At 62.8% G+C, this 14906-nt stretch carries 12 protein-coding genes; 10 read left to right on the plus strand and 2 right to left on the minus strand.

Annotation, left to right across the window (positions count from 1 at the left end; genetic code table 11):
• Positions 1-12 precede the first annotated feature (12 nt).
• The gene (locus tag P0D84_RS31185) at positions 13-2583 is read left to right on the plus strand and encodes an adenosylcobalamin-dependent ribonucleoside-diphosphate reductase (RefSeq protein ID WP_408342995.1); all 2571 of its coding nucleotides are present in this window, start codon (positions 13-15) and stop codon (positions 2581-2583) included.
• A 161-nt stretch (positions 2584-2744) separates the two neighbouring features.
• Here P0D84_RS31185 and P0D84_RS31190 read toward each other — a convergent pair whose 3' ends face one another.
• On the minus strand, positions 2745-3440 hold the full coding sequence (locus P0D84_RS31190) for a GntR family transcriptional regulator (protein WP_408342997.1): 696 nt from the start codon (positions 3438-3440) through the stop codon (positions 2745-2747).
• A gap of 662 nt (positions 3441-4102) precedes the next feature.
• On the opposite strand from P0D84_RS31190, the gene P0D84_RS31195 reads away from it, so the two are divergent.
• From P0D84_RS31195 to P0D84_RS31235, 9 genes are all read left to right on the plus strand, one after another.
• Positions 4103-4960, plus strand: a complete 858-nt coding sequence (locus P0D84_RS31195) for a transporter substrate-binding domain-containing protein (RefSeq protein WP_408342999.1) — start codon at positions 4103-4105, stop codon at positions 4958-4960.
• Positions 4961-4973: 13 nt separating this feature from the next.
• Positions 4974-5621, plus strand: coding sequence for an amino acid ABC transporter permease (locus P0D84_RS31200; protein ID WP_323048379.1), 648 nt, complete (start codon positions 4974-4976; stop codon positions 5619-5621).
• A 22-nt stretch (positions 5622-5643) separates the two neighbouring features.
• On the plus strand, positions 5644-6477 hold the full coding sequence (locus P0D84_RS31205; RefSeq protein ID WP_408343002.1) for an amino acid ABC transporter ATP-binding protein: 834 nt from the start codon (positions 5644-5646) through the stop codon (positions 6475-6477).
• Between the two features lie 22 nt (positions 6478-6499).
• Entirely contained in the window at positions 6500-7858 is a 1359-nt protein-coding gene (locus tag P0D84_RS31210) for an amidohydrolase family protein (RefSeq protein ID WP_408343004.1), read from the plus strand.
• The gene (locus P0D84_RS31215) at positions 7855-9042 is read left to right on the plus strand and encodes an ABC transporter ATP-binding protein (protein ID WP_408343006.1); all 1188 of its coding nucleotides are present in this window, start codon (positions 7855-7857) and stop codon (positions 9040-9042) included. Before P0D84_RS31210 ends, P0D84_RS31215 begins: the two co-directional genes overlap by 4 nt.
• Before the next feature lie 86 nt (positions 9043-9128).
• Complete coding sequence (locus tag P0D84_RS31220) at positions 9129-10187, plus strand: ABC transporter substrate-binding protein (RefSeq protein ID WP_408343008.1); 1059 nt, start codon at positions 9129-9131, stop codon at positions 10185-10187.
• 6 nt (positions 10188-10193) lie between these two features.
• Complete coding sequence (locus P0D84_RS31225) at positions 10194-11045, plus strand: ABC transporter permease (RefSeq protein WP_408343010.1); 852 nt, start codon at positions 10194-10196, stop codon at positions 11043-11045.
• The gene (locus P0D84_RS31230) at positions 11038-11886 is read left to right on the plus strand and encodes an ABC transporter permease (RefSeq protein ID WP_408343012.1); all 849 of its coding nucleotides are present in this window, start codon (positions 11038-11040) and stop codon (positions 11884-11886) included. Before P0D84_RS31225 ends, P0D84_RS31230 begins: the two co-directional genes overlap by 8 nt.
• Before the next feature lie 38 nt (positions 11887-11924).
• Positions 11925-13424, plus strand: coding sequence for an amidohydrolase family protein (locus P0D84_RS31235; protein ID WP_408343014.1), 1500 nt, complete (start codon positions 11925-11927; stop codon positions 13422-13424).
• Between the two features lie 236 nt (positions 13425-13660).
• Here the strand turns inward: P0D84_RS31235 and P0D84_RS31240 are convergent, their stop codons facing one another.
• The gene (locus tag P0D84_RS31240; protein WP_408343016.1) at positions 13661-14824 is read right to left on the minus strand and encodes a porin; all 1164 of its coding nucleotides are present in this window, start codon (positions 14822-14824) and stop codon (positions 13661-13663) included.
• Positions 14825-14906 lie beyond the last annotated feature (82 nt).

Here is a 14906-nt window from a genome sequence, read left to right on the forward strand (position 1 = left end):
GAGGCGACACCCATGGCAGAAGACACTCACGAAACCCGCGCCGCAGCGGTTCCCTCCGTCCAGTTAGTTGCACCGCAACAATTCTCGCTGGACGTCCTGCTCGAGAAATACGCGAAAGGCGACGAGCAAACCGCCGACGACGTGTACAAACGCGTCGCCCGTGGCGTCGCCCAGGCGGAACCTGAAGCACTGCGCGAGGCGGTGGAAGCGCGCTTTGTCGACAATCTGCGGCACGGCGCACTGGGCGCCGGGCGCATCATGAGCGCGGCAGGCACGGGCATCGCCGCCACGCTCATCAACTGCTTCGTGCAACCGGTCGGCGACGCGATTCAAGGTGTCGACGAACAGGGCCTTCCCGGCATTTACGTAGCTTTGCTTCAGGCCGCCGAAACAATGCGCCGCGGTGGTGGCGTCGGCTACAACTTCTCCGCGATCCGACCCAAGGGCGCGCGCGTTCATACCACCAGTTCGTCGGCGTCCGGACCGTGCAGTTATATGGACGTATTCGACGCCTCATGCCGGACGGTCGAAAGTGCCGGCTCGCGGCGCGGCGCGCAAATGGCCGTGCTCGACTGCAATCACCCCGATCTGATCGAGTTCATCGAGGCCAAACATTCGAAAGGCCGCTGGAACAACTTCAATGTGTCGGTGGGCGTGACCGACGAATTCATGCGCGCCGTCGAAGACGATCAGCCATGGCAACTCGTGCATCGCGCCGACCCGTCGCCGGCGTTGCGTGCGGCCGGCGACGTCCGGCAACGCGAGGACGGCCTGTGGGTTTACAGCGAACGGCCCGCCCGCGAGATCTGGGATCGCATCATGCGCTCCACCTACGACGTCGCCGAGCCCGGCATCGTGTTCATCTCGCGCATGAACGAGGATAACAATCTGCGCGCCGTCGAAACCATCCGCGCCACCAACCCGTGCGGTGAACAACCGCTGCCAGCCTACGGCTGCTGCAATCTCGGACCGTTGAATCTCACGCGTTTCGTGCTCGATCCGTTCGCGCAAATGAAAGGCCGCAAGCCTTCGTTCGACTGGGACGGTCTCGCCAAACGCACCCGCACCCAAGTGCGTTTTCTCGACGACGTGCTCGACGTCACGCTATGGCCGCTGCAGCAGCAATATGACGAGTCGCGCGCCAAGCGGCGCATCGGGGTGGGTTTCACCGGCCTCGGCGATACGCTGGTGATGCTCGGCCTGCGCTACAACTCGCAGGAAGGCCGCGACTTCGCGGTGCGCATCGCCCGGCTGATGCGCGACGAAGCCTATCAGGCATCGGTGGAACTGGCGCGCGAGCGCGGCGCGTTCGAATTGTTCGACGCCGGGCGTTATCTGGAAGCGGGCACCTTCGCCTCGCGCCTGCCCGACGACATCAAGGAGGCCATCCGCCACGACGGCATCCGCAACAGCCATTTGCTGTCGATCGCACCGACTGGCACCGTCAGCCTGGCGTTCGCCGACAACGCCTCGAACGGCATCGAGCCGGCCTTCTCGTGGACCTACACCCGCATGAAGGTGATGGCCGACGGCAGCCGCGAATCGTTCGATGTCGAAGACTACGCGTATCGTCTTTATCGCGAGCTCGGCGGCGATGTGAAAAACCTGCCTGACTACTTCGTCAGCGCACTCGAAATGTCGGCACGCGACCACCTCGACATGATGGCTGCCGTGCAGCCGTACGTGGACACGTCGATCTCGAAGACGGTGAATGTGCCGGCGGACTATCCGTTCGAGGCGTTCGAAAGCCTCTACTTCGACGCGTGGAAAAACGGGCTCAAGGGTCTCGCCACCTACCGTCCGAACGAAACGCTCGGTGCGGTGCTGAGCGTGAGCCCGCCGCAAGCGGATGACACGCTGGCCGAGACCGATCAGGATCCGCTGCGGATCGCGATCGATCATCGGCCCAAGGGCGAATTGCCGGCGATCATCGAAAAGGTCGAGTATCTGACGCAAGCCGGCAAGAAGTCGCTTTACGTGGCGGTGTCGTTTATCGAAGTGACGGGGCGGCTCGGCGGTGAAGACGTCACGATCGAACGCCCCATCGAGTTCTTCATTCCCACCGGTCAGCGCGACGAGTCGCAGCAATGGATCACGGCGACGATGCGTTCGCTGTCGCTCGCCGCACGCGGCGGTTTTGTCGCGCGTAACTTGCAGGACATGCGCAAGGTGTCGTGGGATCGTGGGCAGGTGCGGCTCGGCGAGGTGCAGCGTCTTGACGGTCATCGCACGCCGCGCTGGCATGATTCGGAAGTCGCGGCGCTCGCGTTTGCGATCCAGCAGATTCTGCATCGGCGCGGCTTTCTCGATGCCGAAGGCAACCAGGTGCCGTCGCGCATGCTGGCGCGTTTGCCGCGCGGGCAAATGAGAGCCGAGACGGCATTGCCGGCGGATTTCGGCATCCGGCCGCCGCCGGGCGGCACCGGCGCGGCTGACGATGCCGCCCTGCTGCAGCCCGGCGGTGCACAAGGACTGCACACCATGCTTGGACGCAAGTGCGGCTCGTGTGGCGCGAATGCGGTGATTCGAAAGGATGGCTGCGACTTCTGTACCGCGTGTGGCGAGGTTGGCGCGTGTGGGTGAGCGTCAGCTAACCACTCCGCAGGCGCGGTGACGTAAGGCACCAACGCGAATCACGTGGATGCGCTCAATGGTACGGCCTTGCAAAGGGCTATCGCACAGCGCAATACGGCGGAGGATGCATTTGCGTGAGGCGGGCGCAACAAAGTGATGATGTGAGATGCTCAGGAGAAGATCGCTTCGATATCCGGCGACGCGCCCTTCACTTCGTCGAAGTTCAACGTCGCCTCGATATGCTCCAGATGTTCCAGCATGCACGCCGCCGCCTTGGCGCCGTCGTGCGCTTCGATTGCATCGATCAAATCGCCATGCTCGTGATGCGGGCACGCCGGTGCATTCGGTTTGTCGTAAAGCGTGATGACGAGGCACGTCAACGGTGCGAGTTCGCGCATCATACGCAAGAGAATCTCGTTGCCGAGCATCTCCGCGATCAGCACATGAAACTCACCCGACAACCGGATGATGGCGGGCCGATCATTCTGTTTGCGCGCATCGCTTTCCTGCCGCACATGCTTGCGTAACGCGCGCACTTGCGCCGATGTCGCGGTACGGCTCAGCAGCCTGGCCATTTCCGGCTCGATCATACGCCGCGTGACAAATACGTCTCGCGCCTGCTGGACGCTCGGGCTGGCGATAAAGGCTCCGCGATTCGGCACCAACTCGACCACCCCCTCGTGGGCAAGCTTGTTGAGCACTTCGCGGATTTTCGTCCGGCTCACACCCGAGGCTTCCGCGAGCCGCTCCTCAATCAATTTTGTGCCGGGTGCAAGGCGATGCTCGAGCACCGCCTTCTGGATACGGCCGTAAATTTCCTCGTTCGTATACGGTGCCTTGGGCCCGGCAACTTTACTGACTGGCATGGAGAAGGCTCGGCTCAAAGTGTTTCTCGCAACTGGGAAGTGAATCGATGATAGAACAATCTGAAGCGTTTTTGCACACAAAAATTCGATGGCACGCTCGCATCGGCTTCTCGTTCTAGCGAAGAAAATTGTAACTCATTCGTATACAAAAGTTCATCAGCGTTGCTGCCGATACGGGGCGCCAGGCACCACTTTGAAAATACCTCCTTGCCCGCGCAAACCCGCGTTTGGTGCCAATGATTCATCTTTGGTGCGTCCACGCACCATCTTTATGCAATCGCGCCATTCGCCAGTTAAAGGTTGAAATAACAACATTTGCTCCGCCGAAGGCGCTTGAGAACAAGCCCATGCGCTATCCAACGCGCCTCCGCGATTGCATACAATCCCAATTTTATTGCGTACAAACCACTCATATTATGTTGGCACAGAGCTTGCTCTATTAGCGTCCTCGGTGAGTTCCTGCCCGCCTTGCGCCCGCAACTGGCGCAACCGCATCGGCAATTGAACCCACGCGTTGATCTCACCGGGTGCTGCCACGCCTTGCCTTCCCCGCCGTTTATCGGGATTAGGAAAGGCTTTGCGGGGTCGTGCGTCTGGTGCATTCCGCGCCGCTTCACACGCTGTTTTATCTCGTACGTATTGTGATTTCCATGGAGAGCCTGATGTCCGAACGATTTTCTCGTCGCCAATTCCTTCAACGTGCCGGCGCGGGCGCAGCCCTGGTGTCGATCGGTCTGCCCCGTTTTGCGATGGCCGCCGGGCTCACGCTTGATGGCATCAAGAAGGCGGGCGTACTGCGCATCGGCTGCGAAGCGACCTATCCTCCGCTGACCTATCGCGACGCGAGCGGCACCATGATCGGCTACGACGTCGACCTCGCCAACGCGTTTTGCCGCAATCTCGGCGTCAAGGCGCAGTTCGTCGACACGGTGTGGTCGGGCGTAATTCCGTCTCTCTACACGAAGAAGTTCGATCTGGTGATGAGCAGCCTGAGCTATACGGTCGAGCGCGAAAAGCACGTGGACTTCTCGGTGCCTTACGTGGAAGCCTCGCAGGCGCTGCTGATCCGCGCGGCGGATCAGAAGAGCGTCACGGGCATTGCCAGCATGAACGGCAAGGTGCTGGGGCTCAAGCTCGGCTCCCCGGGTCAGATACTGGAGCCCAAACTCGACGCGCAATTGAAAGCAGCGGGCGGCGCGGGCTTCAAGGACGTGAAAACCTTCGACGACCATCCGGCCGCTTATATTGCGCTTGCAGAAGGCAAGGTCGATGGCGTGCTCAACACTTTGCCGACGCTTTCGCTCGTCCTCAAGAATGCGCCCGGCAAATATGCCATCGTCAAGGGCATCGGCGCGGACAACTGGGCGGGCATCGCGGCGCGCACCGACGACACCGCGCTGATCGGCTTCATCGATCAGCAGTTGCATCAGTTCAAAACCGACGGCACGTTGCATAAGCTGCAGCAGAAGTGGTTCGGCTTCGACATGAACTTGCCGGACGCGATTCCGGCGCTTTCCTGAGAGCGCGGCGTCCATGGACTGGAGCATTATCGTCATGGCGTTGCCGATCCTCGCGGTCGGCCTGCTCGCCACGCTTAAGGTCTGCCTCGCGGCGATCGCGATCGGCATCGTGCTCGGCTTCGTATTGGGCTTTGGCGCACTCAGCCGCTTCAGGGCGGTCCGCATCGCCGTGCTGGCCTATGTCGATTTCGTGCGCGGCACACCGCTGCTGGTGCAGATCTTTCTCGTCTACTTCGCGCTGCCGGTCATCGGCATCAACTTCGACGAGTATTGGGCCGGCGTCATCGCGCTCAGCCTGAATGCGGGCGGCTTCATCTGCGAGATCGTGCGTGCCAGCATGCAGTCCGTCGATCGCGGCCAGACTGAGGCCGCGCAATCCATCGGCATGCGGCACGGTCAGATCGTTCTGCACGTGCTCTTTCCGCAAGCCTGGCGGCGCATCTTGCCGCCGCTCACCAACGAACTGATCTCGCTGATCAAGGGCTCGGCGCTGCTGTCCGCCATCTCCGTGTATGAACTCACGCACGCCGGGCAGGAAATCATTGCGACGTATTTCTCGCCGTTCGAGATTTTCCTGCTGATCGCCCTCTACTACTACGCGTTGATCTCGGCGCTGGCGTGGCTGTCGCGCTACCTCGAGCGACGACTGCCGCAATATTGACTTCATGAGCTCGGGTTCCCGCATGTCTTCCACCGTTACCGTCTCTGACGTACCCGCAGCCCCCGCGATGGACGCCACCGCGCGCGTGCATGCAGGCGGAGCTGCAACGCTGTTGTCCATAGAAGGCCTGCACAAGCGCTTCGGCGACAAGGTCATTCTGCCCTCCGTCTCGCTGCAGGTCGAACACGGCGAGACCGTCGTGCTGATCGGGCCATCGGGTTCGGGTAAGACTACCCTCCTGCGCTGTCTCAACTTCCTGGAGCGGCCGGACGGCGGCACGATCCACCTTGGCGGCGAGCGTATCGGGCTGTCGGAGCAAGGCCGCACGCTGCCCGAAGCCGAACTGGCGCGACAGCGCAGCCGCATAGGCTTCGTGTTTCAGCGCTTCAACCTGTTCGCGCATCTGAGTGCACTGGATAACGTCGCCGCCGGCCCTCAGCGCGTGCTGGGGCTGTCGCGCGATGCGGCCCGCGCTCGCGCCCAGTTGGCATTGGAAAAAGTCCATCTTGCGCAACACCTCGGCAAACGGCCAGCGCAACTCTCTGGCGGCCAGCAGCAACGCGTGGCGATTGCCCGCGCGCTGGCGATGGAACCGGAGATGATCCTGTTCGACGAACCGACCTCGGCGCTCGACCCGGAACTTGTCAACGAAGTGCTCGACGTGATGCGCGATCTCGCCACGGCCCGGATGACGATGATGGTCGTGACCCACGAAATGAGCTTCGCGCGTAACGTCGCGCATCGGGTGGTCTTCATGGACGCCGGCGCTATCGTCGAACAAGGCCCCCCCGGCGACGTTTTCGGCCGTCCGCGCGAAGAGCGCACGCGGCGTTTCCTGCAGCACCTGCATACCTGACCTGAACCGGACCACCTGGCTGATGACTGCCTTACCTATCGAATTTGATTTTGACCTGTTGCTGCTGGGCGCCACTGTCGTGACGATGGACCCGGCTCAACCGCTGTTGCACGACGCGGCGATCGGCATTCGCGGCAACCGGCTCGCCTTTGTCGGCCGGGCGCAGGATCTGCCCGTACAGATACGCGCGCGGAGCACGCGCCGGCTTGCCGGACGCGTCATCGTGCCCGGCTACGTGAACGTCCACACCCACGCCATTCTGACAATGGTGCGCGGCGTCGCTGAAGACCTGGGCTTCGCGCCCGCTTACACGCCAGGGATTCCCCACGGCCATGACGTAAGTCCGGACGAAGCGATCGCGCTGGCGCGTCTCGGCGCGCTCGAAGCCATGCTGTTCGGCTCGACGCTGATCAACGACACCTACGTGCACGCCGATCTGACCATGGAGGCCATGGCCGACCTCGGCCTGCGAGTGTATTCATGCGGCCGCCTGCACGACGTCGACTTCTCCGGCGTTGCGGACGGACGCTGGGAATACCATGCCGCGACCGGCGAGCGCACGCTCAACGACGCACTGACGCTGGCCGGCCGCTGGAACCGCAAACACAACGGGCGCACGGGCGTCCAACTAGCCGTTCATGCGCCTGACACCTGCTCCGACGACTTTCTGCGTCTGATCGCCGAGGCGGCACGTACGCATGACCTCGGCGTGACGACTCACCTCGCGCAAAGCCGCACCGAAGTCAGCGTCGTAAAGAAGCGTTCGGGCAAGAGCCCCGCGCAGTTGCTGGACGAAGTCGGGCTGCTCAACGAAAGGCTGGTAGCGGCGCACTGCCTGTATCTGGACGACGACGACATCGCACGCGTCGGCCGGGCCGGCATCACGGTGGCACACATCCCCAAGGGCAACGCGACGGGCGGCACGATGGCGCCTACGCCGCGTCTGCGCGCCGCCGGCGCGCGCATTGCATTGGGCACCGACAACATGCACGCCGATATGACCGAGGTCATGCGCTGGGCGCTGGCCATCGCGCGCATCCAGTTGGGCGAAGTGGCTGCGGACTGGCAACCCGCCGATGCGCTCGCCATGGCGACGCACAACGGCGCACACGCCATGGGGCTTGGCGACGAACTCGGCTGCCTCAAGACAGGCTGGCTCGCCGACCTCGCCATATTCGATTTCCACCGCGTGCATCTGACTCCGCATCCCAATCCGTTGGGCACGCTGGTGCACACGGGACTTGGGCGTGATGTCGAGATGGTCATCGTGGACGGGGAGATCGTGGTGGACGGCGGCGCCCCCACCCGTTGCGACGCCGATGCCGTCATTGCGGCTGGAAAGCACGCCGCCACGCAACTATGGAAGAGGGCTAGCGCGTGAGCACCCCGCACAGTATCGATTCGCAGTCTGAACACGGCACAGCGCGCGCCGGCCTTGCGGCCGCGCAAGCACGCACCTCGCAAACCGGTGCCGCCGTACAGATGCGTGGCATCCGGCATCGTTTCGCCGCCGTGCCGGTGATCGAAGACGTCACGCTTGAAATTGCCCCAGGCGAGCTGGTTGCATTGCTCGGCCCATCGGGCTGTGGCAAGAGCACCCTGTTGCGCATCCTCGCCGGTCTGCAGGTGCAGTCCGAGGGCGAAGTCCGTGTTGGCGGCCAACGCGTGGACGGCCTCGCGCCGCGCCAACGCGGCGTGGGCATCGTCTTTCAGAACTACGCGCTGTTTCCGCACATGACGGTCGCCGCCAACGTCGCCTACGGTCTGGAAGCCAACGGCGTCGCGCGTCGCGATGCGGCTCGCAAGGCCATGCAGATGCTCGAGATGGTACGCATGGAAGCATTTGCGAAGCGCTATCCGCGCGAGTTGTCGGGCGGTCAGCAACAACGCGTGGCACTGGCCCGCACGCTGGCCGTCGAGCCGCGCATCCTGCTGCTGGACGAGCCCTTCGCGGCGCTCGACAAAAACCTGCGGCTCGATATGCAAATCGAAATCCGCCGTCTCCAGCGCGAACTGAACATCACGACCGTGATGGTGACGCACGATCAGGAAGAGGCGATGAGCATGGCCGACCGCGTCGCCGTGCTCAATCGCGGGCGGCTCGAACAATACGACTCGGCGGTCGCGATCTACGATCAGCCCGCCACCCCCTTCGTCGCCACCTTCGTCGGCACGGCGAATCTGCTGCCGGTCACCTTGCGCGTGCACGGCAGCCAGTGCCTCGCAACCTTCGACAATGGCGCCGTGCTGGCCGTGGCTCAGCCCGGCCCGTGGCGCGATGCCGGTGCGGCGTTGCTGGCGGTTCGCCCCGAGCAATGGGCGTGGCAGTTGCCGCAGCCCGGCGCCGGCGCGCCTCAGTTGCTGGCGACTGTGCAACTGGCGATGCCGATCGGTCCCACGCTAATGGTCGATCTGCAGACCGATGCCGGACCGGCCGTGAAGATTTCCGTGCCGCGCGCCGAGGGTGCCGGTTTGCACCCCGGCTTGCGCGTCGCGCTCGATTTCAAATCGGGTGCACGGGTACGGACATTCAAGGCGCCCCAACCCGGTTCCGCAGGTGGCTAGCGCGTGGTCACGATCGTCCTGATTCAACGCGTCGCCCGCTTCAGCATCGCCGGTTCATCCTGTTCAATTACCCATCCAGAGGTCCTATGTCGCTGATCGATCACCAACGCCGCAAGCTCCTGCAACTGATGGGCGCAGCGGGAGCCGTCGGCCTCTCGCTTGGCAGCCCGCTTGCCATGGCTGCGTCCGAATCCCTCGCCGCCACCACGTTTCCCGGTGCGTGGGAAGAATCGCAACGCAAGCTCCTGCTGCCCGCGTTTCGCAAGGCCGCGGGCGTGAGCGCCGTGCTCACCGCCTCGCAAGCGGTCGACACGCTGACCAAGCTGGTAGCCGCGCGCAACAACCCGCCGTTCGACGTGGTCATGATGGACGAGGGTCCCTACCTGGAGGGCATCGCGCAAGGCGTGTTCGAACCCATTCCCGCGGCCCGGGTGCCGAACCTGGCCAATCTGCCCGCGCACTTCATCGACCCGAAAGGTCTGGGCGCCTATGTGTCCGCGCAGGTCTACGGCATTGCGTACAACACGGAGCGTGTGAAGACCACGCCGAAATCCTGGAACGATCTGCTCAAGCCGGAATTCAAGGGCCGCGTCGGCCTCGTGAGTCTCGATTCCACGCTAGGCACCGTATGGATGGTGGCGCTCGCCAAGATGCTGGGCGGCGACGAAGATCACATGGACCCGGCGTTCGATTACATCAAGCGTCTGATGCCGAACGTCGGCGCGGTGGCCGCCAATCCAGGCGCGCTCGGCACGCTGTTCCAGCAAGGTCAGGTGGATATTGCGTGCCACTACATCAACAACGTGGAATCGCTCAAGGCCAAGGGCGTGCCGGTTGCGCTCACGCGCCCCGATAGCAACTGGGGCATCGTGCGCAGCACGATGAACATCGTGAAGAACACCCGGGTGGCGGATCTCGCCGCGGCGTATATCAACACCGCATTGAGTGTCGAAGTGCAGCAACAGATGACGAGCGCGCCCTACTACGTTGCGCCGACCAACACCAAAGTGCCGTTCGGTGCAGCGCTCGCCGCGATCGCTCACAACGCCAATGACATGACGTCGTTCGTGCAGGTTGATTGGGCACGTATCAATCCGCGCCGCGCGGAATATATCGACCGTTTCAACCGTCTGGTCAAGGTCTGACGCATCATGAACGCGAATCACCGGATGTCGCGCGACTGGCTGCTAGTGTTGCCGCTGGGCCTGTTCTTCATCGCGTTTGTGGGCGTGCCGCTCCTGCTCGTCGCGCTGATCAGCCTGCACAACGACACAGCCATGACGCATTTCGGCATTCGCCAATACCTGGTGTTCTTTGGCGACAGTTATAACCGCGGCATCCTCTGGCAAACGCTCTGGCTTGGCGTGGCGACCACGCTGGTGACGATCGTGCTCGGTTATCCGGTCGCGCATCTGTATGTGGTGAGCCCGCCGCGCTGGCGGCGCATGCTGATCGTGCTGATTCTGCTGCCGCTTCTGACCAGTTCGGTGGTGCGCACGTTTGCGTGGGTCGTGATTCTCGGCAATGAAGGGCTCGTCAACACGCTGCTGATGGCGCTCGGACACACGGGCCCGCCGATCAAGCTCCTGTACACGCCGCTGGCGGTGATTCTCTCGCTTGCGCAGATCGAGCTGCCGTTGATGGTGTTGCCGCTCGTCACCACCCTCACCTCGCTCGACACGCGCTTGCCCGAGGCGTCGCACGCGCTGGGGGCAAGCAGCTGGCGCACGTGGAGGACGATCACCGTGCCGCTTGCCATGCCGGGTTTGCTCAGCGGTACTTTGCTGGTGTTTACCGGCGCGGTCAGCGCGTTCGTGGTTCAAACCCTGGTGGGCGGCGGCCAGCTGATGTACATGCCGTTCTACATCTACGAACAGGCCATCCAGACGCAGAACTATCCGTTTGCAGCGGCGCTTGCAGTGATCCTGCTGGTGAGCGTGCTGCTCGTCGTGACCTTGCTCAACTATTTCGGCCGCAAGACCAGAGGGTTCGTCCATGGCTAAATCCACGCTTGCCGCGCCGGGGGTCATGCCGGCGCGCCGCTCCCAACCGGGCCGCCTGTCGTTCAATGCAGTGATGGGAATATTGGGTGGCATCGGTCTGTTGATGCTGATCGGGCCCACGTTGATCGTACTGGTGACGTCGCTCACCTCGGGCTACTCGCTGAAGTTTCCGCCGCCGGGACTGTCATTGCGCTGGTATGAAGCGCTGATCTTCGATTCGCCGGAGATTATCGACGACCTGCTGTTGAGCCTGAAGCTGGCCGCCGCGGCGACCGTCTGCGCGACCGTGCTGGCGGTCGCCGCGGCGGTGACGCTCGCGCGCCGCCGCACGTTCGCCGCGCGGCTGCTCGATTCGTTTTTCATGGCACCGCTGACCATTCCGTCGCTCGCGCTGGGGCTCGGTATCCTGATCCTGTTCAATCTCGAAAGCGCCGGGCTCTCGTTCTACAGTCTGCTCGCCGGACATATCGCGCTGTGCGCACCGTATGTGCTGTACACGACCTCGGCCAGTTATGCGCAGCTCGATCCGGCGCTGCTCGACAGCTCGACCTGCCTCGGCGCGGGCGGCTGGTTCACGTTCCGCCGCGTCGTACTGCCGGCGCTGGTACCGGGCATTGCGTCGGGAGCGTTCATTGCGTTCATGAATTCGTTCGATAACGTCGCGCTGTCGCTGTTCCTGTCGGACGCGCGATCCGAAGTGCTGCCCATCCACCTGTGGCACATCATCGAGGACAGCCTCGACGTCCGGGCGGCCGCGGCCTCGGGCGTGCTGATTGTCGCCACCTTGATTTCCATGTTGCTGATGGAGCGGCTCGCCGGCTTGTCGCGGCAGTTTCGCTAGCCGCCGCAGTCCACCCTTCCTTCTATCTGATAGAAACCGTGCGCAAGATACTCTCCAACGTCAGAGCATTACACGGCACCGAACAGCATTACGAGCCGCGGCGCGTCGACGTCGTGATTGAAGGCGAACGCATCGCCGCCATCGTGCCGGGCGGCAGCGCGACCGACGGCGAACGCATACCGCTCGACGACTGCCTGCTGGTGCCAGGGCTCGTCAATGGCCATCAACATTCGCATGAGCATTTTCACAAGGGACGGCTCGAAAACCTGCCACTCGAATTGTGGATGCATTACGTGCGCGCGCCGCGCCCGGTCAAGCTGACGCCGCGCCAGGTCTATCTGCGCACGCTGATCGGCGCGCTCGAATCGCTGCGCAGCGGCACCACCACACTCGTGGACGACGTGAGCCTCGGTCAGATCATCGACCCCGCCGCGGTCGAAGCCATCTTCCAGGCCTACGAGGACGCGGGCATTCGCGCGCTGGTCGGATTTTCGATGATGGATCGCGCGATCGTCGATAACTTCCCGGAAGTCGACAGCATTTTCCCCCCCGGCCTGCTCGCGCAGCTGCGTGCGCAGCCGCGACCTTCGCCCGATGCGTTCTTCGCACTGCTGGAAAGCGAGTTGGCGCATCACCATCCCCAGCATGACCGGGTGGGCATGTTGATCGCGCCTTCGGCGCCGCAGCGCTGCACGCCGGAATTTCTCGCACGTTGCCGTGACTTCGCCGACACGCATGATCTGCCGGTCATCATCCATGTTCAGGAAACACGCTTGCAGGTGGTGACGGCGCAAGCTTTCTATGGCAAGTCCATGGTGATGCGCCTCGCCGAGCTGGGATTTCTGCGGCCGGGAACCTCGCTCATCCACGCGGTCTGGTTGTCGGACGCGGAGATCGCGTGCCTTGCTCAATCTGGCGCGAGCGCGCAACACAATCCGTGGAGCAATCTGATGCTCGGCTCCGGTGTGCAACCGGTGCGGGCGCTGCTCGACGCAGGGGTCAACGTGAGTCTCGGCTCCGACGGCTGTGCGTCGACGGTCACCGTCAACATGCTCAACGTGATGGGCAGCGCCGCGGCCGTGTCGAAAATACGCGGCGACGACTATTCGCGATGGTTGTCCGCGGCCGAGGCGCTGCATGCGGGGACGATTGGCGGCGCGACGGCGCTCGGACTAGGCGGCCAGCTCGGCGCAATCGAGCCGGGTTATCGCGCCGACCTGGTCGCCTACCGGACCGATGCGATCAGCTTCACGCCGTTAGCCGATCCAGTACGGCAACTGGTGTACGCCGAGCGCGGCGCCGCGATCGACAGCGTGTTTGTGGCGGGCGAGGCAGTCATGCGGAACGGACAGCTCACGCGCGTCGATGAAGGTGCGCTGCTACGCGAGATCAATGCCGCTTACGAGTCACTTGGAGCGGAGTTTGACCTCGCGGACGAATCGGTCGCGCCGCTGCGGGCGGAGATGGAGAAGGTCTACGCGCGCGCCCAGGCACTGCAGGCCAACTGGCAACCTCACCCGGCGAAGCTATCGTCCTGACCGAATCGAACCGCTCCTGAAGAAGTTCATCCGATGCGTTCGGATTGCTGTCGATCAGCGCCTGGGATCGCGTCGTCGTGCAGCAGAAGGTTGCAGCCCGATCCCTTCGATAAGGCAACGCGCTGCCCTCAAGTCCGATACGGCATCGGTCGGACTTGAGGACGCCATGATTATTGTTTCTCCCGGCGAGCCAGCATGGCGGACCTGCGCCGCGCGACGCAGCGCGGCGCCGGCCGTCAGAAGCGGTGCATTAGCGCGACGCGATAAACCATCTGGTTTTCACTGGACGACATACCCGCGTCTGCCACGTTCGACGCAAAGTCAAAGTCCGTGCCCGTATGTGCGCTGACGACGTGCTGGTATGCACCTTGCACATAAACGGATGTCTGTTTGGACAAGTCGTAGTCGAGTGTCAAAGTGACCTGATGCCATTTGGGATTGAATGACCCGACGCTCGATGCCAGGCGCGCGTCCGTAAAGGTATAGGCGGTACCTAACCAAAAGTCCGGCCGGAAGAAGTACTGGTCGTTAATTTCGAAGTTGTCGAATTTCCACGAGTTCCACGAACCGCCGGCTGGGCCCGTATTCGACGTGAAGTAGGAATTAGCCGTGGGGTCGTACACGTCGACATGCGAGTATACGAACGCCAGCAGCGTCTTCGAAAACTTATACGAGACCCCGACGCCGTAGTTCTGTTCCGAAGAAGCCGTGAACAAGGTATCGCCGACCACAGCGCCGGATGTGTTCGCTCCGGGGTGATTCATCTTCATATACGATGCCGCCGCCGTCAGCCCCCCATTCTGATAGTTGAGGCTGCCACCATAGAGGCTGTTGTTGGAGAACCCGCCGGCCTGGTTGCTGAACGCATACATGCCCTCGGCGGTGAGCCCCCGGTAAGTCGGACTCACGTACTTGACGGCATTGTTCGGGCGGAAGTCCCAATCCGCGTTGTCGTTGTCGAACGGGTGCGCCGCGAGATCCCCGCCCCAGTTACCAGCAGCCGTAAGGGCGCCGAAGCTGTTCCCGTCCGAGGTCGGATCGTATTGGCGGCCGAGCGTCAATGTGCCGTAGCGGTCGGAAGAGATGCCGACAAATGCCTGGCGGCCGAATTCGCGTGAATCTTGACCAAGCGCCCCATTGCTGGCATTGAACCCATTCTCCAACTGGAAAATCGCCCGATAGCCATCACCGAGATCTTCGCTGCCTTTCACGCCCCAGCGACTGCCGTAAAAGTCGCCGCTCTTCATTTGATAAGCGCTGTGGCCCTGCGCGTTACTGGTGAAGTTAAGGCCCTCGTCGATCAACCCATAGAGCGTGACGCTGCTCTGCGCATGGGCTGCGCTGGCGAGCAGCAGCGCGGGGATAAATAGCCATCGACGTTTTGTTCGCTGCAATTTCATGACGTTCCTTCTACTACGTGGTGAATGTCCTATCGCCAACCACTTGGGTGCAATTAGGGGAAATAGCCGAGGATGTTAATTT

This window comes from Paraburkholderia sp. RL17-337-BIB-A (genome assembly GCF_046025895.1).
Lineage (GTDB): Bacteria > Pseudomonadota > Gammaproteobacteria > Burkholderiales > Burkholderiaceae > Paraburkholderia > Paraburkholderia fungorum_C.